Source organism: Nannocystis sp. RBIL2 (genome assembly GCF_026626745.1).
Classification (GTDB): Bacteria; Myxococcota_A; Polyangia; order Nannocystales; family Nannocystaceae; genus Nannocystis.
Window position 1 is genome coordinate 5,736,409 of sequence record NZ_JAPNJW010000001.1, and the last position, 23,502, is coordinate 5,759,910.

The window sequence follows — 23,502 nt, forward strand, 5'->3', positions numbered from 1 at the left end:
AGGTCCCGAGAGACATGTCTACGAAGACCGCTGAGGCTCGCCTGAAGCGCCGGGGTCAATCGCGTGGCTGATGCCTCACGACCCCCGCTGGCCGCGAGCTCGCGGGGCTGTCCCGAAAGACAGCCCGCTGCCAGGCGGCGCGGTTCCGCCCGCTCAGGGCAGCACGGTGAGGCGGCGCGGGCCTGGCTTCGCGGGCTGGGGCACGTCGGGCACGGCGACCTCGTCGGGCTCGCCGCGCGCGAGCAGGCGGGGGTCGAGCAGGTGCGACGGCGCCACGTTCTTGAGCGCGCTCAGCATCACCGAGCGGACGTCGGGGTTGTCCTGCTCGAGCTGGGTGATGAGAGCGGACATCTTGTCGCGGCGGAGGTTGTCCTGCGAGCCGCACAGGTTGCACGGGAGGATCGGGTAGCCGGCCTCGCTCGCGTGCGCGGCGATGTCAGCCTCGGCGCACTCGATGAGCGGGCGGATCACGCGGAAGCGGCCGTCGTCGGTGGTGTAGCCGGCGGGCATCGCCTGCAGGCGGCCGGCGTAGAACAGGTTGAGCAGCAGCGTCTCGAGGCTGTCGTCGCGGTGGTGGCCCAGGGCGATCTTGTTGCACCCGAGCCGCTCCGCCGCGGTGTACAGGATCCCCCGCCGCAGCCGCGAGCACATCGAGCAGAACGCCTTGCCCGCGGGCGTGTGGGCCACCACCGGCGTGTACGTGTCCTCGCGCAAGATCTCGAACGGCGCCCCGAAGCGCTCGAGCCAGCGGCGCAGCGGCGCCCCGTCGTAGCCGGGCTGCACCTGGTCGAGGTGGACCGCCACCAGATCGAAGCGGAACGGCGCGCGCGCCTTCGCCTCCCACAGCAGGTCGAGCAGCGTGTAGCTGTCCTTGCCGCCGGAGACCGCCACCATCACGCGGTCGCCGGCGCCGATCAGCTCGTAACTGGCGATCGTCTTGACCATCGCGCGCGCGAGCAGGCGGCGCCGCGAGGAGCGGCCGCTCGGCGGGAGTTCGCGGGATTCGGGCGCCGATGAGGCGGCGACGGTGTCGTCGGTCGAGTCGGTCACGAGCCGATGAGGGTGAGGGTGAGGCGGCGGCGGTGGGCGGCGTGGCGGTGCTCCCACAGGTAGATGCCCTGCCAGGTGCCGAGGGCGCAGCGACCGGCCTGCACGGGGATCGACAGCGAGGTCTGGGTCAGCGCGCTGCGGACGTGGGCGGGCATGTCGTCGGGGCCTTCGGCGTCGTGGCGGAACAGCGGGTCGCCGTCGGGCGCGAGGCGGTGGAACAGGCGCTCGAGGTCGCGGTGGACCTCGGGGTCGGCGTTCTCGGTGATCAGCAGCGAGGCGCTGGTGTGGTGGATGAACACGGTGACGAGGCCGTGGCGCAGCTTGCTGTCGCGCACGAAGGCCTGCACCTCGGAGGTGACGTCGACGAGGCCGCGCCCGCGGGTGGCGACCTCGAGCTCGTGGGATGCGAGCGACAGCGTCATTTCTGGTGCTTCGCCTTCCACTCGCTGTACGGCATGCCGTAGACGCGCTCACGCGCCTCGTCCTGCGTCAGCGGGATGCTCCGCTCGGTCGCGGCCTCCTGGTACCAGCGCGACAGGCAGTTGCGGCAGAAGCCGGCGAGGTTCATCAGATCGATGTTCTGCACGTCGGTCCGCTCGCGCAGGTGCGCCACCAGGCTGCGGAACGCGGCAGCCTCGAGTTGCTCGGTCTGCTCCGGGGTCAGGCGCTCGCTCGTCATGACATGTCCTCTCGTACAGGGTACTTCGTGCATGTCCCGGGGGCCATGTCGCGGAAGACATGGCCGGTCGACCAGGACAGCGCGGGTGAGCTCAGAAGAAGATGCCGTTGACGAGGGTCAGCGGCTCGTGGCGCAGGGTCCGCCAGGTGAAGTCGAGCAGCACGCGGTCGAAGTTGTCGCGCGGGTAGGCGGCGAACACTGCCGCCACCGGGGCCTTCGGCAGGCCGAAGCGGAGGAGCCCGCGGGTGTGCTCGATCTGGACCGCGCGGCGGAACGCGTCGGCCTGCGGCGACAGGTTCGGCACCGGCAGCAAGCGGTGGTTGTAGACCAGGCACTCGTGGACCACGTCCTGCGCGGCGGAGAGCTTGAAGTCGGACATCTCGCGGGCGAACAGGCTGCGGCTGCGCTCGAGGTAGGTGCGCCCGGTGTCGCCGCGGCTGACGATCCCGAGGTCGTGGCACATGGCGATCGCGTAGGCGAGGTCGCGCGCGAGCGGGGTGCCTTCGCGCGCGAGCAGCATCTCGGTGAACAGGAACAGGCGCCGGCAGTGGTTGCGGAAGCCGTCGCCGTCGTAGGGGCTGGTGGCCTCGAAGACTTCCTCCGCGTGGGCGGCGAGCGGGCTCGTCGGTAACGAGGGGGCGGCCGGGGCGGTGAAGGTCTCGGTGGCGGACTCGAGCACTGGCCAAAATCTACCGCAGACCCGCGCGAGGCACGACAAAACCGGCGTGAGGCTCCCCCGCGCAAGGCCCGTGGCAGCGGGGCGCACGCCTGGGGCAGAACGCGCGCGGGGCGGCGTTTCAGGCCATCGGACGCACACCGAGGTCATCGAGCAGCAGCTCGACCACGAGGCGCTGCAGCTCGATCCGCCGCGGCTCCGGCAGGCCCATCCATGTCTCGACGCAGATCCCCACACAGCCGGTGGCGTCGACGATGACCTCCGTGGACGACGTCGCGACAGGGTAGTACTGCGGGGCCCAGCGCTCGTCCTCGCCGGCGATCCGCGCGTTCAAGCGGTCGATCGTGCGGCCGATGATCGCGGGCATCGGCTCCACGCCGTAGACCAGAGTCTGACCGAACGACGGCTTCACGTCGGGGTGATAGCGCTTGTGGCTCTCGTGCAGCGTGGCCATCAGCGCCGGCCGCTCGGCGAGCACGAGGTCCATGAAGCGGCGGGCCAGCCGGCGCTCGCGCTCGGGCGCGTCGGCGTCACCGGGGAAGCAGCGGTTGAGATCGAGGCCGCCGGGGGCGCAACGCTGGCGCGCGCGGTAAGCCGGCGGGTTCATGATCGGGACGACGATCAGGCGCCCGCGGGCGGGACGGATCTGCTCCTCGAGCAGCTCCTGCAGCGCGTGGACGCCGGCGACCTCGTCGCCGTGGATGCCGGCCTGGATCAGGGCGACCGGGCCCGGCTCGGCGGCGTCGAAGACGTGGATCGGCAGCGTGGGCGAGAACCAGTGGACCCCGGGCGACAGACGCGACACGCCGCGAGGGTGCCTCACGGGCGCGCCCCAGGGCAAGAGGCCGCGGCTGTCCCGAAGGACATGTCGGTCACGGCGGGCCAGGCAGGTCGGTCGGCGCCTCGATCCCGAGAGTGCGGCAGGTGGGCGAGTTGGGGACCGCGGTGTGGTCGGGCATGGTGCCGAGGATCCGGTCGCCGAGGTGGGTGGTGACGCCCTGCCAGTAGTGCTCGTTCTTGAAGTGGTGCAGGCGGTGGTAGCGCCAGATCCGGCGATAGAACTCGCCCTGCGGCTTGTAGCCGGTATGCGTGAGGTAGTGCGTCCACTCGTAGAGGAAGGCCATCGTCACGCTGCCGACGACGCCGGTGAGGGCCATCTGCGGCGTGGGCGCGAGCATGAACCACAGGGCGGAGAACATCGCCAGACCGAGCCAACCGGCGCGTCGGGGGATGAAGACCAGCTCGAGGCGCCACGGGTCGCGGTGATGGGCGCGGTGGAACTTGGCGATCTGCAGGTCGAACTTGCGACCCCACACCGTGGTCGGCTTGAAGTGGAGGATGTAGACGTGGATCAGCCACTCGACGAAGGGCTGGGCCGCCAGGAGGATCGGGACGACGAGTAAGTCGGCCCAACCGAAGTCGCCGACGGCGAGGCGCGTGGTGACCAGCAGCGGCCACATGACGGCGAAGATCCGCGGGCTGTGAAAGGTGAAGAAGGCGCGCGCGGCCTGGCCCAGCGTGGGGTTCTTGCCGCCCATTGGTTCGTGCTCATTGCTCGTCATCGTCGTCCTCCTCTCCGTTGGCTGCCTGATCGTCGCCTGAGCTCTCGAGCGCCGCGAGCAGCTGCAAGATGCCGCGCGAGCCGTGCTGCATCAGCGCCTGGGCGCTCTGGCCGGCGCCCTCGCCGTCCTTGCGGCGCACTGCGTCGGCGATCCGGCGGTAGGCCGCGAGGTCGCGCAGCTCCTCGCCCATCACCTCGACAAGGGCCTCGCGCATGCCCTCGTAGCTGTGGCGCAGGCCGTTGAAGGCGAGCTGGTAGGCGATATTTTCGCTGCAGACCGTGAGCAGGTCCCAGAACTGCAACGCCAGGACCTGGAGCGCGAGCAGGTCCTGCTGCTGCGCGGCCATGGCGGCGACCATCTCGTCGAGCTGCAGGACCTGGCCGGCGCTGCGCCGCAACGCGGCCAGGCGGGCGATGTCCGGCGCCATCGCGGCGCGCATCTCCATCACGCTGCGGGCGACGCGGAGGTCGACCGTGCCGTCGTGGTGAAATAGAAGGCGATTGAGGAGGTCGAGGCTGGCGGTCTGCTTGAAATCGAGCACCCGCGTGCCGCCGCCGTGCTGGATCGCGATCAGCCCCGCCTGCGACAGCCGCTTGAGCGCCTCACGCACCGCCCCCCGGTTGACCCGCAGAACGTCGCACAGCGCGCGCTCGCTCGGCAGCGGCGCGCCCGGGCGCATACGGCCATGCACGATTTCCTGGGATAGCTGCTCGAAAACAGCGTCGGACAGGGACTTTCGGGCAACGGGCTTGAGGCGCATGAGCGATGCCTGATGCGCTCAGCATGTCATGTCGAGATTCGATGGTCAACTGGTCATACCAGTTTAAGAATGCGCATGAGTTCGCGGCCGCAAGTCCGTTCGGCCGTTCGCGGCCGAGTCGATGGCCGTGAACGGCAAGGGCGCGGCTGTCCGGCAGCCCGCTCACGCAGGACTTGCGGCGCTCGGCCGGCGCGCAGGGACGGGGAGACCGTCAGTGCGCTCGCTTCGCTCGGAGCAGCGGGCGAGGCGAGCGCGGCGCGTCGCCTGTCTCTTGCGTCATGTCTCTTCAGACACGGCCTCGACGGCCGCGCCGACCCGCTCGAAGCGGCGCCAGCGGCCGGCGATCCGGCGCTCGTGGGGCAGGTAGCGGGCCTTGTAGGCCATCGACGGGCACTCGCGGATGTACAGGCCGAGGTAAAGGTAGCGGAGGCCCCAGGCGCGGCACAGCTCGAGCTGCTTCATGATCGAGAACACGCCGGGGGACAGCGGCTCGAAGTCGGGGTCGAAGTAGAAGTAGACGGCGGACAGGGCGTCTTCGGCGCGGTCGACGACTGCGACGCCGATCAGGCGGCCATCGACGCGGTAGCGCAGCTCGAACGACTCGCAGCAGGTGTCGACCAGGAAGGCGCGGTAGCCGACCTCGTCGATGTCGTGGCCGTCGGCGTTGAGGTCGCGCTCGGCCTTGTGGCGGTTGTAGAGCGCGACCTTCTCGGGGGTGAGCTCGGGCGGACCGATCTCGACTTCGATGCGCCCGAGACCGCGACGGTACACGCGGCGCTGGGTCTTGTCGGCCACGAAGCGGTCGACGTCGATGCGGATGGGCTCGCAGGCCTGGCAGGTCGGGCAGGAGGTGCGGTAGAGCAGGACGCCCTGGCGGCGGTCGCCGACCCGCAGGCGCTCGGCGAACTCTTGCGGGGTGAGCATCCGCGTCGGCACGCGGAGCGGCATTCGAGCGTCGCGCCCCTGGAGATAGGGGCAGACGGTCGCCTCGTCGTATACCAGCAGCTCGGGCGGGTCGGCCGCGAGCAAGCGGGGGCGCCAGCGCATCATCGGTCAGTATACGGGTCCTCGGCGCCGCGAGGCGCGCCATCGGTTTGTACTGGGCGGACTGGGCACTACACTCGCGTCTCATGGCCGAGCCTGAAGTCCTGGACCCCGGCGTCTGGCGGGTCCCGTACGAGACGCCGACGCTGCCGCCGGCGACTGCGACCAACACTTTGATCGTCGGCACGCGGCGCCTCGCGGTCATCGAGCCGGCCACGCCGTTTGCGACTGAGCGGGCCGCGCTCGATGCGTTGCTCACGGAGCGAGCCGGCGCGGGCGCGGAGATCGTCGCCGTGCTCGTCACGCACCACCACGGCGATCACATCGGCTACGCGTTCGAGCTCGCGCAGCGGTGGGGCGCGCCGATCTACGCCCACTCGCTCACGGCGGCCCGGGTCGACTTCCCCGTCGACGTGACCCTGGCCGACGGCGACCGGCTCGAGCTGGACGACGGATATGTCCTTCGAGCCCTGTTCACGCCGGGCCACGCGCCGGGCCACCTCGCCTATTGCGAGGAGCGCACCGGGATCGCCTACGCCGGCGACCTCGTCGCCGGCATCGGGACGATCCTCATCGACCCTGCCGACGGGGGAGACATGTCGGCGTACCTCGATTCGCTCGCCCGCCTGGGGGCGGCGCGGCCGACGGCCCTCGTTCCTTCCCACGGGCCCGTGATCACGGCGCCGCAGGAGTGCCTCGAGCGCTACATCACCCATCGCAGACAGCGCGAGGGCCGGGTGCTCGCCGCCCTCGACGCCGGTGCCACGCGGATGCCCGAGCTGCTCGCCGGCGCCTACGGCGACACCCCGCGGGAGATCTGGTGGCTGGCCGAGCGGTCCCTGGACGCCCACCTGCGCAAGCTCGAGGGCGAGGGCCGGGTCCGGCGTGAGCCCGACGGACAGTTCATCCTGACCTGAACGGGCGCGCCGCCGTACACGGGCTTACCAGACGCGAGCTTGGCGGCGCGCAGTCGCCCGGCGCGTCGCGCGGTCGCCCTTCGCCGGCCGCTGGTGTTAGGATGGACCCGGTTATGCCCAAGGTCTTGATCGTCGAGGACAACGAACTCAGCCGGGACATGCTCTCCAGGCGACTGCGTCGCAAGGGCTACGAGGTGCTCGTCGCCGTCGACGGCGGCGAGGGTGTCGCCATGGTGAAGAAGGAGAAGCCCGACATCGTGCTGATGGACTTGAGCCTCCCCGACATGGACGGCTGGTACGCCACGCGGGTGTTGAAGGAGCACGAGGCGACCGCGAATATCCCCGTCATCGCCCTCACCGCGCACGCCATGTCCGGCGACCGCGAGAAGGCCCTCGAGGCCGGCTGCGACGATTACGACACCAAGCCGATCGACCTGCGTCGGCTGCTCTCCAAGATCAACCGCTTCGTGCCTGACCCTGAGGGCGGCGCCGGCGATCCCAGCGATAGCCGGGCCGGCTGATCACCGACTCCGCGGACGCAGCGTCGTCCGTCGGCGCCTCGCCGGCTCTCGCTATGCCGGCTCGCAGGCCCGACCGACGGCGCGTTCGCATCTGTCCTTTCCGCCATGTCATCGGGCGCGCCGCGGTCACCCGTCCGCAGACCTGCGCGTTCGTCCGCGCACCGATCTCCCGGAAAATCGGGACGGATGGGCCCGGAAAACCGCGATAGAACCGCGTCCGGACCGCCTTCTCACGCGTCCTGCAATTGACACCCCTCGCGCGCCCCTGTAACGCTCTTTTGGCGGGGTTTTCCCGCGGAGAACTGCGATCACGGACGCGCACGCACATGCCGGATCGCCCGCCGAGAGCGGGCTCGAACCCCAGAGCGAGGCCGGGGCCGGGGGCCGCCTGGCCGCCTTGCGCGCGCAGATCGAGCAGCGTTTCGGCTACTTGCCGGCCTTCTTCGAGCCGGCCTTCGCCTGTCCGGACACCCTCGCCGACCTGTGGCACGCCGCCAGACACGCCTACCTCGAGTGCCCGCTGCCGGCCGTCTTCAAGGAGCTCACCCTCCTCCTGACCCTGCGTCGGGCCGGCGCCGGCCTCGTCGAGCACGCGCTCGCGCTCACCCGCCTGGGCCTCGCGCCCGCGGCAGTGCTGGCCGCCCTCGACGACCCTCGCGCCTTCATCACCCAGCTGCCGGCCGCCCGCGACGCGCTCGGCGTCCAGCACCTGCACCTCGAGACATGGCCTGAAGACCCTGTCCTTCACGACAGGCTCATGACCTGCGGCCTGGCCTTCGCCGCCGACCCGCAGGGCGGCGCCGACGGGCGAGCCGCGCTGGCCGGGGCGCTGACGCCGGCGCTGTACGCCCGCTGGACCGCGCTGGTCGCCTACGCGCGCGGGCGGGCCGCGTGGTTCGAGCTGCACCCCGACCTGGCGCAGCGCGTCGACCCGCCGCTGGTCGAGACGCACGCCTGGCTGCTGCGCGAGGCCCCGGGGCTCGCGCGTCACTTCGGCGACCCCGCCGTCGGCGCGCGCCCGCTGGTCGCGCCGGCGCTGCTGCGCCTCATCGACGCCGTCCCGACCGGCATCCTCCAGCTCGACGCCCGCGGCGCGATCGTCATGTCGAACACCACCGCGCAGCGGCTGCTCGGTCACAGCGCCGAGGCCCTCGCCGCGCTGACGATCGACGACCTCGAGCGCGGCGCCCTGCGCGACGACGGCCACCCGCTCGCCTCCGCTTCGCCGCTGCGGCGCTGCCTCGAGCAGCACAAGCCGCAGCCGCCGCTCACCGTCGGCCTGCGCACCGCCAGGGGCGAGCTGCTGTGGACCCAACTCGCCGCCGTCCCGGTCGAGGACGACGACCAGGGCGCGGCGATCATGGTCACGCTGGTCGACATCAGCGAGCGCCGCAAGATCGAGCGCGCCCTGCAGGAGAGCGAGATCAAGTACCAGCTGCTGGTCGAAGCCAGCGACGTCTTCCTGCTCTGCTTCGATCGCGACGGCGTCATCTTCCACGCCAACGAGCTGATCGCCGACCTCTTCTCGTCGACCGTCGACAGCCTGATCGGCAAGAGCCTCGGCGACCTCGCGCCCGACATGCCCGATCTGGCCGAGGCCTACCTCGCCCGCTTCGCCCAGGTCATGGAGAGCGGCATCGGCGTGTCGGTCGAGGAGATGATCGAGGTCCGCGGCAAGAACGGGTGGTTCTCGTCGACCGTCGTCCCGCTGCGCGACTTCGACGGCGAGGTCACCGGCGTCCAGGTCGTCGCCCGCGACATCACCCGCCGCCGCCGCGCCGAGATCGCCCTGCGCGCCCGCGAGGAGCGCTCGCGCCACGACTCGCTGCACGACCCGCTGACGCGCCTGCCCAACCGCCAGGCCTTCATGGAGAAGCTCGAGGGTGCGCTGCAGGGCGTGCGCCAGGGCCGGGCCGCGTTCGCGGTGCTGTGCCTCGACCTCGACCGCTTCAAGAACGTCAACGACAGCCTCGGCCACTCGACCGGCGACCGCCTGCTGATCTCGGTCGCGCGGCTGCTGTTGGACTGCGTCGGCCCCGACGACCTGCTCGCGCGCCTGTCGGGCGACGAGTTCGGGGTGCTCCTGCCCAACGTCCAGGACGCCAGCGACGCCATCCGCGTGGCCGACCGGATCCTCGGCCAGCTCAAGCAGCCGCTCGCCCTGCGCGATCAGGAGGTCTACACCTCGATCAGCGTCGGCATCACCTGGAGCGCGCTCGGCTACGAGCGCACCGAGGACATCCTGCGCGACGCCGACACCGCGATGCACCGGGCCAAGCGGCGCGGCAAGAGCCGCTACGAGCTGTTCGACGCCGACATGCACGCCGAGGCAGTCGCCCAGCTCACGCTCGAGAGCGACCTGCGGCGGGCCATCGAGCGCGGCGAGTTCGAGGTCTACTACCAGCCCGTCATCGACCTCGTCAGCGGCCAGATCAGCGGCTTCGAGGCGCTGCTGCGCTGGAACCACCCGACGCGCGGCCTGGTCCTGCCCGGCGAGTTCATCGGCTGCGCCGAGGAGACCGGCCTCATCATCCCGATCGGCGAGTGGGTCCTGCGCGAGGCGTGCGGCCAGATGCAGCGCTGGCACGCCAAGTATCCCCACCGCGAGGCGCTGTCGATCAGCGTCAACCTGTCGGGCAAGCAGTTCGCCCAGCCGGCCCTGATCGCCAAGGCCCTGCACGAGAGCATGCTCGTCCCGTCGAGCCTCAAGCTCGAGATCACCGAGAGCGTGATCATGGAAGATCCGAAGACTGCCTCCGAGCTGATCGAGCAGCTCCGGCTCGAGCAGGTCCACTCCTACGTCGACGACTTCGGCACCGGCTACTCCTCGCTCAGCTACCTGCACCGCTTCCCGATGTCGGCGCTGAAGATCGATCGCTCCTTCATCAGCAACATCGGCCCCGACGGCGAGAACGCGGAGATCGTGCGCACCATCGTCACTCTGGCGCACAACCTCGGGATGAGCGTGATCGCCGAGGGCGTCGAGACCCGGGCCCAGCTCGACCTCCTGGCCGAGATGGGCTGCGAGTTCGGCCAGGGTTACTACTTCTCGCGCCCGGTCAACCGCGGCGTCGCCGAGTCGATGATCTCGCGCGACTGCAAGCCGTGACCGCGGCTGTCCCTCGGGACATGTCCTTCAGCGCCCGGCCGCGATCAGCTCGGCCGGCGCCTGCACCAATTCGATGAGCACGCCCTCGCCGCCGATCGGCGCGCTGCCGTCGTCGCCGCGCGGGTGGATGAAGCACACGTCGTGGCCCGACGCGCCGCGGCGGATCCCGCCGGGGGCGAAGCGGACCCCCTGTCCCGAGAGCCAGGTCACTGCCGCTTCGAGGTCGTCGACCCACAGGCCGACGTGATTGAGGGCCGGCTCGTGGACGCGGGGTCGCTTGTCGGGGTCGAGCGGCTGCATCAGGTCGACCTCGACCTGCCACGGCCCCGTGCCGGCGACTGCGATGTCCTCGTCGACGTTCTCGCGCTCGCTGCGGAACGTGCCGACGATCGGCAGGCCGAGCAGGTCCGACCACAGGCGGCGCAGCGCCGACTTGTCGCGGCCGCCGACTGCGATCTGCTGGACCCCGAGGACGCGGAACGGGCGGTGTTCGCTGGTCATGCGGGCGTCACTTTAGCGCAGGGTCGACCGCGCTGTGCAGCCGCGGCTCGCCCGGGTCGCCGCGCAGCACCTCGGCCTCGTGCTCAGCCAGAGTGTCCAGCCGCGCCATCAGCTCCGCTTCAGGAACCAGCTCCAGCTCCCGCGCCAGCTCCACGTAACTGTGGAAGTGCCGCGCCTCACACGCGAGCAGCCCGCGGTACAGCTTCACCAGCCCCGGGTCGTCCAGCACCTCCGCCAGCAGGCGCATCCGTTCGCAGCTGCGGGCCTCGATCAGCGAGCAGCACAGCAGCGTGTCGAGCAGGCGCATCGGCTCGTGCGTGCGGGCGGCCGCCATCAGCTTGGCCGCGTAGGGGCTCGGCGTCTGGCGGCGGAACTCCAGCCCGCGCGCGCGCATCACCGCCACCACCTCCTCGAAGTGGGCCAGCTCCTCGCGCGCCAGCCGCGACAGCGGCACCACCATCGCCGGCCGCTCCGGGTAGCGGAAGATCAGCGACAACGCCGTCGACGCCGCCTTCTTCTCGCAGTGAGCGTGGTCGAGGAGGATCTCCGGCAGGTGCTCGCGCGCTCGCGCGGCCCAGCGCTCATCGGTCGGCGCGGCCAGGTGCAGCATCGGCGGCGGCAGTGTACCCTGGCGCTCGCGTGCCTGCCCTGTTCCGTGTCGCGGCCGCCCTCGCGTTCGCCGCCTGCGCCGTCGCCCCGCCCGACATGCCGCCGCAGCCTCCTGGCGGCGCGCCCGCGGCCGTGCGCCCGCTCGGCACGCCCACCCGGATCCTCTCCGCCCACGCCCAGCCCCCGCCCACCGGCGACGAGCGCGAGTACTTCGGCGTCCCGGTCGGCACCCTCGTCTACCTCGTCTTTACTCGCCCGCTCGACCCGGCCGCGCTGATCCCCAGCCGCTTCGTCGTCCTCGCCCGCGACGGCACCCGGCGCGTCCCGATCGCCGCCAGCCTCGCCCCCGCCAGCGAGCGCGACGAGCTCCGCGCCCTCGAGCTCGTCGTCCCCGCGCCCCAGCGCGAGCTCGTCAGCGTCACCGTCGCCGGCCAGCTGTTCGACGCCGACGGCCGCGACCTCGACGGCCAGTCCGCCGACGTCGTCGCCGCCGACGCTCCGCCCTTCCCCGTCGCCGCCGAGCTCGTGTCCCGCGGGACAGATTGCCCCGCCCAGCCCGGCGCCGAGGCCCCTGCCGCAGTGCGCGTGTGGTGGAGCGCCCCGGTCGCCGCGGGGACCGCGGGCGTGCGCCTCTTGCTGGCCGACGGCCGCGCCCTCCCGCCGCTCGCCGTCGCCGACGTCGCCTGCACCCCCGTGCAACGGCTCGCCGAGCCCGCGCCCGCGTGCGACCCCGAGGACGACAGCGTCCTCGACTACTGCACCCCGGTGGGCGCCGCCATCGAGCGCGTCGAGCTCGACCCTGGCGCCGCGCGCGGCCGCGGCGGCAGCCCCAGCGCCGCCGGCTCGCTGCAACTTTCGCACATGTCCTCGGGAACATGAGCCATCCGCCATGACCCGAGGGACACGTACCATGGCGCTCGCCCGCGTCACGCGGTCGATCTCCCTGCCGATCATCCTCGCCTCCGGGGCCGTCGCCCTGTGCCTGGCGCTGCTGGTCGGCTGGAGCTACCTCGTGCTGCAGAACCCCGAGCTGGTGGCCGACCTGCGCGGCAACTGGTGGCTGCTCGCCGCCGGCATCGGCTCGCTGGTGGTCATCATGTTCGTGATCGTCCTCTTCACGGTCTTCTTGGTCCGGGAGATCCGCGAGGTCCGGCGGCAGACCAGCTTCATCGACTCGGTCACGCACGAGCTCAAGAGCCCGCTCGCCGCGCTCAAGCTGTGCCTCGAGACGCTCGCGCGGCCCGACCTGCCCGGCGCCCAGCACGAGCGGCTGCGGCGGATGATGCACGACGACGTCGAGCGGCTCACCGCCTTCATCGACCGGGTGCTCACCGCCACGCGGCTCGCGGGCGAGGTCCGGCCGTCGCAGCACCTCACCGACATCTCGCTCGCCGAGCTCGCGCGCCGCTGCGCCGCCGGCGTCACTCGCCGCGCGCACCTGGCCGACGACGTCGTCCGCGTCGACATCGCCCCCGAGCTGCGGATCGTCACCGACGAGGTCGCGCTCGCGGCCGTGCTCGAGAACCTCATCGACAACGCGATCAAGTACAGCGGCGACGACGTCGCCGTGGTCGTCAGCGCCGACGCCGTCGAGGCCCGCGGCCAGGTCGCGCTCGAGGTCCGCGACCGCGGGATCGGCATCCCGCGCACGCACCTGCGCCGCGTCTTCGAGCGCTTCTACCGCGTCCCCGACGAAGCCGTCCGCGAGCGCCGCGGCACCGGCCTCGGCCTTTACGTCGTCTCCGCCCTGGTCCGCTCCCTCGGCGGCCGCGCCGAGGCCCTCTCCCCCGGCCCCGGCCAGGGCACCACCCTCCGCATCACCCTCCCCATGCACCTCCGCTCGGCGTGAACGTCTTCGGAGCCGACGGCGAAATTCAGCATGTTTTCCCAGCGCCCTGAAGATTTCTGGAGACCGCGCGGCTTCGCCGAGTCACTCGAGGAGGACGTCGAGTGAGCACCTCGCCCCGAGTCCTCCTCGTCGAGGACGAGCAGCACCTCGCCGCCGGGCTCAAGTTGAACTTCGAGCTCGAGGGTTACGCCATCGACCTCGCCAGCACCGCGCGGAGGGCCGCGGAGCTGCTGCTCGCGGCGCGCTACGACGCCATCGTCCTCGACGTCATGCTCCCTGACACCGACGGCTTCGAGCTATGCAAGAAGTTGCGCGACGGAGGCAACTTCACCCCGGTCCTCATGCTCACCGCTCGGGACTCCACCGACGATCGAGTGCGGGGTCTCGAGGTCGGCGCTGACGACTACCTCGTCAAGCCGTTCGAGCTCAGCGAGCTGCTCGCCCGGGTGCGCTCGCTGTTGCGCAGGCGTTCGTGGGAGCGCGAGCAACGCCCGCCGCAAGAGCGACCTGCGCAAGATCTGGCCACGGGCGCCCCGATCCGCTTTGGCGACGCAGTCATCGACGTCGAGCGCGGCGAGGCGCGCATGGGCGAACAGGAGGTCAAGCTCACTCGCCTCGAGTTCGACCTCGTGCGCTACTTCGCGGCCAATCCTGGGCGGGTGCTCTCGCGCCAGGAGCTGCAGGAGCAGGTGTGGAAGCTGGCGAACTATCCCAACACGCGGATGGTCGACAACTTCATCATGCGCCTACGGCGCCACTTCGAACCCGACCCGGTGAATCCCGTGTATTTCGTCTCGGTGCGTGGAACCGGTTACAAATTCGTGGTCCCGAGCCCGGTGACCAAACCGTGACACGGATTGACCGCTCGAGGACAGGCGTCGTTCCGGCATCTCCGGCACCTTGACCGGTGCGAATGCAGATCGACTCGCCGATCCCGATCCCCGAGAAGTACCGCGACCTCCCGCCGCCGGAGCGCCCGGGCTACGACTGGCGGAGCATCGGCCCGGTGGCGATCGTCCATCTGCTCCCGCTCGCCGCCATCTGGACGGGCACTCGCTGGCAGGACTGGGCCATGTGCTTCGCCCTCTACTTCGGGCGCATGTTCTTCGTCACCGGCTGGTACCACCGCTACTTCTCGCACCGCACCTTCAAGACCAGCCGGATCGTACAGTTCATCGCCGCCTTCCTGACCCAGACCGCCTCGCAGCGCGGCGTGCTGTGGTGGGCCGCGCACCACCGCAACCACCACAAATTCAGCGATCTGCCGTGGGACACCCACTCGCCGATCCAGCGCGGCTTCTGGTACTCGCACATCGGCTGGATCTACGAGAAGAACGCCGGCAACTGCGATTACAACAAGGTCCGCGACCTCGCCAAGTACCCCGAGCTGCGCTGGCTCGACAAGTACTGGCTCGTCCCCCCGACCGTCCTCGGCACCCTCGTCTACCTCACCATGGGCGCCTCGGGTCTCTTCATCGCCTTCGCCCTCAGCACCACCCTGCTGTGGCACGGCACCTTCACCATCAACTCGCTCGCCCACGTGTTCGGCAAGCGCCGCTTCGAGACCACCGACACCAGCCGTAACAACTGGCTGCTGGCGCTGATCACCCTCGGCGAGGGCTGGCACAACAACCACCACCACTACATGGGCTCGACCCGCCAGGGCTTCTACTGGTGGGAGATCGACATCACCTACTACATCCTCAAGGCCATGAGCTGGGTCGGCCTCGTGTGGGACCTGCGACCTGTCCCCGAGACCATCCTCGCCGAGGGCCGCCGCCAGGGCCCCGCGGCGCCCGGCGAGGCCTCGACCACCGACCTGCGCGACGCCCTCGACGCCGCCCTCCCCGACCAGGCCTGAACATCTGTCCCATCGGACAGGTCTCGCGCGCACGCGAGAGACCTGTCCCGAGGGTCGGGTTCGCGAGACTCGAGCCGGCCGCGCGCTTTTTAGAAAACTTCAGGGCCGCGCTCCGACCGTCAGCTGCACGCTCGCCCCGCGCGCGAGGCCCAGCGTCAGCGTCGTCTGTGCCGGCGCCTGCGTCAGCGTCGGGAACAGATAGCTGTTCGCCCCCTGCACGTCCTGGCCGTCGACGCTGACGATCTCGTCGCCGACCGCCATGCCCGCCAGCGCCGCCGGGCTCTTGGGCCGCACGTGGGCCACGACCCACCGCCGCTTCAGCGGATCGGCGCCGGGCGCCGCTTCGTGGGTCGTGAAGCCGAGGTCACCCCCGTACTCACCGGGCGCCGTCCGCCTCCGCGCGACGCGGATCGGTGGCAGCTCGACCGTCGCTGCCTCGCCCGACAGCGTCACCGGCAGCGAGCTCCAGTCGAACTCGCTCCTGTTCGCCGGCGACACGTAGATCTGGGCCAGCCCGGTCGGCGCGTTGCGGAACTCGAACCGACCTGACTCATCGGTCACGTTGGCCTTGCCGTCCTGCGCGCTCGAGCTGCCGCTACCCGACACCGTGACCGTCAGCCCCGGCACCGGCTTGCCCTCGAGGTCGACCACCGTCCCACGCACCGTCACCTTCGGCGCCAGCTCGATGCGCACCCCCGACAGCTCCTCCCCGACCGCCACCTTCACCGTCGTCTCCGCGGTTCCGCCCCCCGCGCTGACCTGCACCTTGTACTCGCCCGCCGGCACCTCGGGGAAGCTCCACGCCCCGTTCGTGCGGTAGAAGGAATCGTTGCGGCGATATCCGCCCGCCGCCTCCTGGATCACCACCGAGAACTCCTCCGGCGCCGCGCCACCGCGCAACACCACAGTCCCCGCCAGCCGGGCCGCGGGTGCCAGGGTCAGCGTCACCTCGCTCCCGATCGCCACGTGCTCCGCGATCGCCTCTCCGCCGCCGCGACGGTGCGCCCGCAGCGTGTGCTTCCCGTCGCTCAGGTCGGTCAGCGTGAAGCGCCCCTCCGCGTCGGTCATGTTGGGCTGCTTGCCGAACGTCCATCGCGTCTCGCGTGACGCCGTGCCCTGGGCCGCGCCCGCGCGCTCCGCCTCGCGCGCCGCCCCGACGAACGCGTCCGCCACCGGCGCTCCGTGCTCGTCGAGCACCACTCCCGTGATCTTCCCCGACGCGCTCGCCACCACCAGGTTCACCGTCGCCACCGCGTCCGCGCGCACCTCGACCTTCTCGCCCTGGACGTCGTCGTCGCTCGTCCCCGGCGCGCGCAGCTTCTCCCAGCCCTTCTCCACCTCGGCCCGGTACTCACCCTCCCCCACGTTCTCGATGCGGAACGTCCCGTCGTCGGCGACCGTCACCCCGAACCCATTCCTTCCGCCGGCCAGCGACACCGACGCCCCGCGCACCGGCTGGCCCTTCGCGTCGCGCACCGTCCCCCGCACCTCGCCGGCCGCTGGCAGCTCGATCCGCAGCCCTTCCACGTCCTGTCCCTCGGGCAAGGTCACTTCCATGGGCTTCGGCGTCGAGCGCGGCGGATCCCACGCCGACAGCTCTACCTCGTACTTGCCCGGCAAGAGCCCCGCCAGCTCGAACCGCCCGCTCGCGTCCGTGCTGCCGCCGTACGCCGAGGTCCGCTGCGCGTGCGGCCGACTCGGGTCGGGCTTCGCCCCCGCGCTCACCCGGATCTGCGGCACCGGTCGCCCACGCGCGTCGACCACGACCCCGCGGATTGTCTGCGCCCGCCGCACCTTCCACTCGAGCCCCGACACGCTGCGGTCCACCACCTTCACCTTTTCGTACGTCTCCTCGGAGACATATCCGGCGCACCGCACCTCGACCCCGTACTCGCCCGGTCGCACTGCTCGCAGGTGGAGCAGCCCGCCATCGATCGCCCCGCGCACCGAACGACCGCTCGCCCCGTCGCGCAGCACCACCGTCCCGGACTCGCAGCTGCTTCCGCCCTCGATCACCACCCGGCCCTCGACGAAGAACGCCGGGTGCGCCGCGATCACCAGCGGCTCCGACGTCTCGCCCAGCCCCAGCATCACCAGCTCCTCCGCTTGCCCGTACGTCTCGTCGGAAACCGCGCTCGGCTTGTACCCGCCAGGCTGCAAGCGATCGAGGCGAAACATCCCCTGCGCGTCGGTCATCGTCGTCGCGTACGAGCCGCCGCCGCTCGACACCTGCATGTCCGCGAGCGGCTCACCGCTGCCCGCGCGCACCACCTTGCCGACCAGCACCGCCTCCGGCGTCATGAACACCTCGTAGAAGTGCCCCGGCGCCACACCGTGGTCGCGACCCTCCGCGTAGCCGTCGGCCATGGCCCGCACCGCGAGCTCGCCCGGCTTCACCCACATCGAGAACTCGCCCTCGGGCCCGGTGACGACGACCGGCTGGAGATTGCCGAGGAGCTGCGCGCCCTCGATCGGCCCGCCGCTCAGATCTTTCACGACCCCGCGGATCTCGACGCCGCCGGCCTCGAGCACGATGTCGGCCCCGAGCAGCTCCATCCCCTGCCGCAGCTCGACCCACTCGCGCCGACTCGCGCCCTCGCCTTGCGCGTGCAGGGCCGGGATGAACCCCGGCGCCGAGCCGACGACCTCGTGACGCACCGGGAACAGCCCCGCGATCCGGTAGTGCCCGTCGCGTCCGCTCGTCACGCAGTCGGGCCGGCGCCGCTCGTCCGTCGTCACCCGCTCGGATCTCGCCAGCGCGCACACCTGCGCCCCCGCGATCGGCGTCCCGCGCGAGTCCTTCACGAATCCCGCGATCGACGCCCGCGCCCCCAGTCGCGGATCGAACTGCAGCACCGCCGCCTCGACCCGCGCCACCGTCACCGCCTCGACCGGCGCTTCCCCGACCTCGCTCGCCGCGGGGCGCAACGCTTCCTCTTTCTCCCCGCGCAACCACCACAGCACCCCCGCGAGCACTACCAGGCTCACACCGACGACGACTCTCCCGCGCATCTCGTCACTCCTCCGCTCGCGCATCGACAAGTCTTCGGGCCATCCCCACGCGAGCCCGCATCTCCGCACCACATGTCACGAAGGACATGTCCCTCGTGACATGACCTTCAAGATATATGATTTTCGCTCACGGCGCCTTGCCGGCCGTCACCGGGACGCTCTTTCCGTTCGCCAGGCCCAGCGTCACGGTCGTGCCCTCGAGCACGCTGGTGAGCCCATGGTACAGATACGCGTTCGCCCCGGTCACGTCCTGCCCCTCGACGCTGGTGATCTGGTCGCCGATCTGCACCCCCGCTGTGGCCGCGGGGCTGCCCGGGCGCACGTACGCCACCACCAGCTGCCGCGTCAGCGGGTCCGCCCCCGGCTCCGGCTCCTTGATCTTGATCCCCAGCTCGCCCGACTTGTCGCCCTCTTTCACGCGCCGGCGCGCCACCTTGATCGGCGCCAGCTCGGTCACCGACGCATCGGACGACAGCATCACCGGCATCGACGTCCACGAGAACTCGTCGCTGCCCCAGCTGCGGGGGTACACGTTCACTTGCACCTTCCCGCTCGGCGCGTTCGACACCTCGTAGCGACCCTGCTCGTCGGTCACGTTGCGCTTGTCCTCGTCGTCTCCGCTGGACGACCAGACGCCCGGCGCGCTGACGTACACCTGCATGCCCGCGATCGGCTTGCCGTCGGTGTCGACCACCGTCCCGCGCACCGACACCTTCGGCGCCAGCTCGATGCGCACCCCGCTGGTGTCCTTGCCCGCGGTCATCGTCGCGTGGGCCTCGGCCGTGCCGCCGCCCGCCGTCACCGACACCTTGTAATTGCCCGCCGGCAAGTCTGGCACGCTCCACGCCCCGCCGGTGCGGAAGAAGCTGTCGTGGCGGCGATACCCGGTCGTCTCGTCGATGATCGCGATCGTGAACTCCTCCGGCGCCGCCCCGCCGCGCACCTGCACCGTGCCCGACATCCGCCCCGGCGACGCGATCGTCAGCACCACCTCGCTGCCCAGCTCCACGTGCTCGACGATCGCCTCGCCGCCGCCCTTGCGGTGCGCGCGGAGCGTGTGCTTCCCGGTCGGCAGCCGCTCAAGCGTGAACCTCCCGTCCTGGTCGGTCAGGTTCGGCTTCTCGAAGAACTCGCCCCAGCGACCTTGACGCACCCCCGCGCCCGCCGACTTCGTCGCGCTGTCCGACTCGCGCGACGACTCGACGAACGCATCGGCCACCGGCCCGCCGTCCTCGTCGCGCACCACTCCGGAGATCCGCCCCGACGCGCTCTCGACCACCAGCTTCACGGTCGCGACCTTGCCGTCGCGCACCTCGACGCGCTCGCCCTGCACGTCGTCGTCGCCCGTCCCCGGGGAGCGCATCGCCCCCTCGAACCAGCTCATCTGCGCATAGACGCGGTAGTCCCCCGCGGCGATGTGCTTGAAGACGAAGCTCCCGTCGTCCTTCGCCGTGGTCGACTGCCAGTGCACGCCGTCGTTGGCCTGCACCTTGACGGAGCCGATCGGCTGACCTTTCGGATCGCGCACCGACCCCTGCACCTCGCCGGTGGCCGGCATCTCGATGCGGATCCCCGTCGCGTCTTTGCCCTTCGGCACCTCCACCACCGTCGGCTTCGCCGGCGTCGCCCGCGGGTTCCGCCACGCCTCCACCGACAGGTCGTAGCTCCCCGGCAGCAACCCCGACAGTTCGAAGCGCCCCTGCGCGTCGGTTTCGGGCCCCCACACGTTCGCGGTCTGGTGCTCCCGCGGCTTGCTCGGATCGGGCTTCAGCGACGCGCTGATGCCCATCTTCGCCACCGGCTTGCCGCTCGCGTCGACCACCACCCCGCGGATCGACTGCCCCCGCGACACGTCCCAGCGCAGCCCCGTCGCGCTCTTGTCGACGATCTTGATCCGCTCGTAGCGCTCCGCCGACACGTACCCGCGGCAGCGGACGTTGACCTGATAGTCGCCCGGCAGCACCCCGCGCTTGCGCACCGTGCCGCCGCTCTCGATCGACATCCACTCGTCGCGCCCCTGCGCCGGGTCTTCGAGGTTCACGCTGCCGTCGTCGCAGCTCCCGCCGCCCTCGGTCACGATCTTGCCCTCGATGGTGAACGCCGGGTGCGCCTCGATCAGGATCGGCGCCGAAGTCTCGCCGAGCCCGAGGATCACCTGCTCCTTCGCCAGCCCGAGCGCGTCGTCGGCCTCGGCCCGCGGCTTGTAGGCGCCGGGCTCGAGCCCCTCGAGGCGGAACTCGCCGTTCGCGTCGGTGTACGCCGACTTCGGCCCGAAGCCCCAGCCGCCGGACATCGCTCGCACCAGCGCGCCCTCGACCGGCTCGCCGCCCTCGCCCGCGCGCACCACCTTGCCGATCAGCACCGCCTCGGGCGTCAGGAACAGCTCGAACTCGTGACCCGGCGCCACACCATCCTCGTGGCCCGTCGCATAACCGTCGGCGGTCGCCATGGCGAAGATCGGCCCTTCCTTCACCCACGCCGAGAACGACCCGTCCACCGCAGTCCAGGCGAACGCCGCGTCGATCGCTACCTGAGCCCCCTCGATCGGCCCGCCGCTCAGGTCCTTGACGAAGCCGTGGACCTCGACGCCCCCGTCCTCCAGCGCGATGTCGATGCCGAGCGCCTCCATCTTCGGCCGCAGCTCGATCCAGTCGCGCCGGCTCGCGCCCTCCCCATGTTGGTACTTGCCCGGCGCGAAGCCGGGGGCGCTCGCCAGGATCACGTGGCGCACCGGGAACAGCCCCTCGAGGCGGTAGTGGCCGTCGCGCTCGGTCTTCGTGCAGACCGGCTTCTCCCTGTCCTTCGACGCCAGCTCCTCCGCATGGTTGGCCGCGCACACCTGCGCAGCGGCCACCGGCTGCCCTCGCGGGTCTCGAACGGTCCCGGCGACCGTCGCCCGGTCGGCAAAGCGCGGATTTAATAAAAGCTCCGGCCGCACCTCCGGCAAGCTCGTCGCTATCGTCTGCGCCGGCGCATCACCAGGCCCCGCCCCCACCGGCTCCGTCGCGCTCTCGGCTCCGCTACGCCACCACCATAACGCGGCCCCCGCCAAGCCCACGACCACCAGCCATACCGGCCCCGATCCTCGCGCCGTCTCGCCCTTGCTCACGCGCTACCTATCCTTTCAAACATGCCCGCAGGAGCATGTCCTAAAAAACATATCATCGCCGCGCGCCGCCGTCCCCGGCGGCACTGGCCGCGAATCACTCCCCCGGTATCGAGGGTCGCAGGTCCACGCTCACGACCTGGCCCGCGCGTGCTCGGGTCTTGCTCGCGACAGCCGACTCGACGCCCACGCGCCCCACCCGCGAGCGCGATGTCGATCGCGGCCTCGCCTCGCCGGTCCCGGTCGCTCGCGAACCAGCGCCTCGACGCGCCGATCACCTCACGCGACCGCGCCTCGCTAACCGGCAGAGCTCGCCCGCCCCTCGGCGCCGCACGCCTGCTCGCGCGGACGCGCTCCTCGGACGCAGCGCTGACCCGCTGTCCCCGTCCGTCTCGCCCCGTCCCCGCGGCCGGCCGCAACCATGCGCGCTTCAGCGCCGCCTCGTCGTCCTCGCCGCCTCGTCGCGACCAGGCCTTCATCCCGAACTGTCTCTTCCGTGGATCTTCGGCCTTCAGCACGCGCGTCTCTCGTCTCGGCGACGTGTCACTCGGGACATGTGATTTTTCCGCTACGCCCGAGGGCCCGCAGATGTTCCCAGGTTTGGGGACGTACGCAGGAGGGGGACTCACGATCTCACGACCCGACGCGATGCTATCGCCTCGTTGCGACGGCTTCCTGCGGCTCTGCCTGACCTTCTGCCACGGCGTCTGCGCCGCCCCGCGGACGTCGGGGAATTTCACCGCCGCGATGCGAAGAAACATCTCGTCGGCCGAGAGGCCCAGGCTGCGAGATCGGCCCCCAGGGAGCTCTGGCCCCCAGTTTCCTCGGCTTCGATCCATGACCGCGGCGGCGCCGCCCGGGCGCGGCCGTGCTGGCACCGGGCGATCAAAGGTGCCACCGTCACCGGGGATGAGGGTCATCCACGCCGCCGACCTGCACATCGACAGCCCGCTCCGCGGGCTCGGTCGCATCGAGGGCGCGCCCGTCGACGACATCCGCCTGGCCACCCGCCGCGCCTTCAGCCGTCTCGTCGACACCTGTCTCGAAGACCAGGCTGCTCTCCTGATCCTCGCCGGCGACGTGTTCGACGGCGAGTGGCGCGACTTCAACACCGGCCTCTTCTTCGTCCGCGAGCTCGCCCGCCTGCGCGACGTCGGCACCCGCGTCGTCATGGTCCGCGGCAACCACGACGCCGAGTCCGTGCTCGCGCGCCACATCCCTCTGCCGGAGCACGTCCACACCTTCCCCGCCGAGGCCGCCGGCACCCTCGAGCTGCCCGGCCTCGGCCTCGCCGTCCACGGCCAGAGCTACGGCAACCGCAGCGTCGAGGACAACCTCGCCGAGTTCTACCCCGACCGCCGGCGCGACCTCGTCAACATCGGCGTCCTCCACACCAACGCCATCGGCGCCGCCGAGCACAGCAACTACGCCCCGTGCACCGTCCAGCAGCTCGTGCGCCGCGGCTACGACTACTGGGCTTTGGGACATGTCCACAAGCGCAGCATCCTGCACGCCGACCCGTGGGTCGTCTACCCCGGCAACCTGCAGGGCCGCCACGCCCACGAGTCCGGCGCGCGCGGCTGCACCGTCCTCGACATCGACAATTTAAAAATTCGCAGCGTCGCCCACCGTGACCTCGACGTCCTCCGCTGGGCCGAGATCTCCCTCGCCGCCGCTACTGCCGCCGACACCGACGACCTGCTCGGCACCTTGCGCATGCGCCTGCAGCAGATCGTCTTCGAGGCCGGCGGTCGGCCCGTCCTCGCGCGCGTCCTCGTCGACGGCGCCACGCACCTGCACGCGCGCCTCGCCGCCCACCCCGAGCCCTTCGCCGCCCAGGCCCGGGCGATCGCGGCCGACCTCGGCGACGTGTGGATCGAGCAAGTCCGCTTCCGCACCCGGCCGCCCGCGGAGACCGAGCACGGCGAGCTCCTGGCGCTCCATCAAGCCCTGCGCGACGAGCTCGAGGCCCTCGCCGCCGACCCGCAGCGCCTCGCCGAGTACGGCCCTGCCCTCGCCCCGCTCGGCTCGCTCGTCGCACCCTACCTCGGCCTGCGCCCCGACGACCCCGAGCACCTCACCGCCCGCCTCTCCGAGGTCGAGGCCCTCCTCCTCGGCCTCCTCGCCCCTGACTACCCGCACCCGCGCCCCGCCGCGCACCTCCCCGCGCAAGACCCGGCCCCGATCCGCGCGAGCGAGCACCCCGAGGTCCGGTGACCCGGCGCGCCCCCGCGAGCCCATCGCCC

20 protein-coding genes are annotated in these 23,502 nt (G+C 71.2%); 8 read left to right on the forward strand and 12 right to left on the reverse strand.

Going from position 1 to position 23,502, the window contains the following annotated elements; all coding sequences use genetic code 11:
* Positions 1-153: 153 nt before the first annotated feature.
* The 8 genes from ttcA to OV090_RS22900 form a co-directional block, all read right to left on the reverse strand.
* Positions 154-1,050: a tRNA 2-thiocytidine(32) synthetase TtcA gene (gene ttcA, locus OV090_RS22865; protein WP_267706250.1), complete on the reverse strand. Its 897-nt coding sequence runs from the start codon at positions 1,048-1,050 to the stop codon at positions 154-156.
* The gene (locus tag OV090_RS22870) at positions 1,047-1,472 is read right to left on the reverse strand and encodes a secondary thiamine-phosphate synthase enzyme YjbQ (RefSeq protein ID WP_267706252.1); all 426 of its coding nucleotides are present in this window, start codon (positions 1,470-1,472) and stop codon (positions 1,047-1,049) included. Before OV090_RS22870 ends, ttcA begins: the two co-directional genes overlap by 4 nt.
* Positions 1,469-1,714, reverse strand: coding sequence for a DUF1244 domain-containing protein (locus tag OV090_RS22875; RefSeq protein ID WP_346660396.1), 246 nt, complete (start codon positions 1,712-1,714; stop codon positions 1,469-1,471). Before OV090_RS22875 ends, OV090_RS22870 begins: the two co-directional genes overlap by 4 nt.
* Before the next feature lie 106 nt (positions 1,715-1,820).
* Positions 1,821-2,408 (reverse strand): hypothetical protein, encoded by a 588-nt coding sequence (locus OV090_RS22880; protein WP_267706256.1) that lies wholly within the window; start codon positions 2,406-2,408, stop codon positions 1,821-1,823.
* A gap of 118 nt (positions 2,409-2,526) precedes the next feature.
* The gene (locus tag OV090_RS22885; RefSeq protein ID WP_267706258.1) at positions 2,527-3,210 is read right to left on the reverse strand and encodes a succinylglutamate desuccinylase/aspartoacylase family protein; all 684 of its coding nucleotides are present in this window, start codon (positions 3,208-3,210) and stop codon (positions 2,527-2,529) included.
* A 67-nt stretch (positions 3,211-3,277) separates the two neighbouring features.
* On the reverse strand, positions 3,278-3,967 hold the full coding sequence (locus tag OV090_RS22890; RefSeq protein ID WP_267706260.1) for a sterol desaturase family protein: 690 nt from the start codon (positions 3,965-3,967) through the stop codon (positions 3,278-3,280).
* Entirely contained in the window at positions 3,954-4,727 is a 774-nt protein-coding gene (locus tag OV090_RS22895; protein WP_267706262.1) for a GntR family transcriptional regulator, read from the reverse strand. Before OV090_RS22895 ends, OV090_RS22890 begins: the two co-directional genes overlap by 14 nt.
* 276 nt (positions 4,728-5,003) lie before the next feature.
* A complete protein-coding gene (locus OV090_RS22900) occupies positions 5,004-5,774 on the reverse strand; it encodes an arginyltransferase (RefSeq protein ID WP_267706264.1) in 771 nt (256 codons plus the stop codon).
* An 83-nt stretch (positions 5,775-5,857) separates the two neighbouring features.
* Between OV090_RS22900 and OV090_RS22905 the strand changes: the two genes are divergently transcribed.
* From OV090_RS22905 to OV090_RS22915, 3 genes are all read left to right on the forward strand, one after another.
* A complete protein-coding gene (locus OV090_RS22905; protein WP_267706266.1) occupies positions 5,858-6,688 on the forward strand; it encodes an MBL fold metallo-hydrolase in 831 nt (276 codons plus the stop codon).
* Between the two features lie 113 nt (positions 6,689-6,801).
* The gene (locus OV090_RS22910) at positions 6,802-7,209 is read left to right on the forward strand and encodes a response regulator (protein WP_267706268.1); all 408 of its coding nucleotides are present in this window, start codon (positions 6,802-6,804) and stop codon (positions 7,207-7,209) included.
* 397 nt (positions 7,210-7,606) lie between these two features.
* Entirely contained in the window at positions 7,607-10,318 is a 2,712-nt protein-coding gene (locus tag OV090_RS22915) for a bifunctional diguanylate cyclase/phosphodiesterase (RefSeq protein WP_267706270.1), read from the forward strand.
* 27 nt (positions 10,319-10,345) lie between these two features.
* Here the strand turns inward: OV090_RS22915 and OV090_RS22920 are convergent, their stop codons facing one another.
* Complete coding sequence (locus OV090_RS22920; protein WP_267706273.1) at positions 10,346-10,819, reverse strand: VOC family protein; 474 nt, start codon at positions 10,817-10,819, stop codon at positions 10,346-10,348.
* Positions 10,820-10,826: 7 nt separating this feature from the next.
* Positions 10,827-11,429, reverse strand: a complete 603-nt coding sequence (locus tag OV090_RS22925; protein WP_267706275.1) for a tRNA-(ms[2]io[6]A)-hydroxylase — start codon at positions 11,427-11,429, stop codon at positions 10,827-10,829.
* 29 nt (positions 11,430-11,458) lie between these two features.
* Between OV090_RS22925 and OV090_RS22930 the strand changes: the two genes are divergently transcribed.
* The 4 genes from OV090_RS22930 to OV090_RS22945 all read left to right on the forward strand — a co-directional run bounded on the left by OV090_RS22930 (position 11,459) and on the right by OV090_RS22945 (position 15,138).
* Positions 11,459-12,307, forward strand: coding sequence for a hypothetical protein (locus tag OV090_RS22930; protein WP_267706277.1), 849 nt, complete (start codon positions 11,459-11,461; stop codon positions 12,305-12,307).
* Between the two features lie 10 nt (positions 12,308-12,317).
* Positions 12,318-13,277 carry a HAMP domain-containing sensor histidine kinase gene (locus tag OV090_RS22935; protein ID WP_267706279.1) on the forward strand — a complete coding sequence of 320 codons (960 nt, stop codon included), beginning with the start codon at positions 12,318-12,320 and terminating at the stop codon, positions 13,275-13,277.
* Between the two features lie 101 nt (positions 13,278-13,378).
* A complete protein-coding gene (locus OV090_RS22940) occupies positions 13,379-14,128 on the forward strand; it encodes a response regulator transcription factor (protein WP_267706281.1) in 750 nt (249 codons plus the stop codon).
* Between the two features lie 62 nt (positions 14,129-14,190).
* Positions 14,191-15,138, forward strand: coding sequence for an acyl-CoA desaturase (locus tag OV090_RS22945; RefSeq protein ID WP_267707145.1), 948 nt, complete (start codon positions 14,191-14,193; stop codon positions 15,136-15,138).
* 99 nt (positions 15,139-15,237) lie between these two features.
* Here the strand turns inward: OV090_RS22945 and OV090_RS22950 are convergent, their stop codons facing one another.
* Together OV090_RS22950 and OV090_RS22955 are read right to left on the reverse strand one after the other, a co-directional pair.
* Entirely contained in the window at positions 15,238-18,150 is a 2,913-nt protein-coding gene (locus tag OV090_RS22950) for a carboxypeptidase regulatory-like domain-containing protein (protein WP_267706283.1), read from the reverse strand.
* Between the two features lie 127 nt (positions 18,151-18,277).
* On the reverse strand, positions 18,278-21,259 hold the full coding sequence (locus OV090_RS22955) for a carboxypeptidase regulatory-like domain-containing protein (RefSeq protein WP_346660373.1): 2,982 nt from the start codon (positions 21,257-21,259) through the stop codon (positions 18,278-18,280).
* Between the two features lie 906 nt (positions 21,260-22,165).
* On the opposite strand from OV090_RS22955, the gene OV090_RS22960 reads away from it, so the two are divergent.
* The gene (locus tag OV090_RS22960; protein WP_267706285.1) at positions 22,166-23,473 is read left to right on the forward strand and encodes a DNA repair exonuclease; all 1,308 of its coding nucleotides are present in this window, start codon (positions 22,166-22,168) and stop codon (positions 23,471-23,473) included.
* Positions 23,474-23,502: the final 29 nt, after the last annotated feature.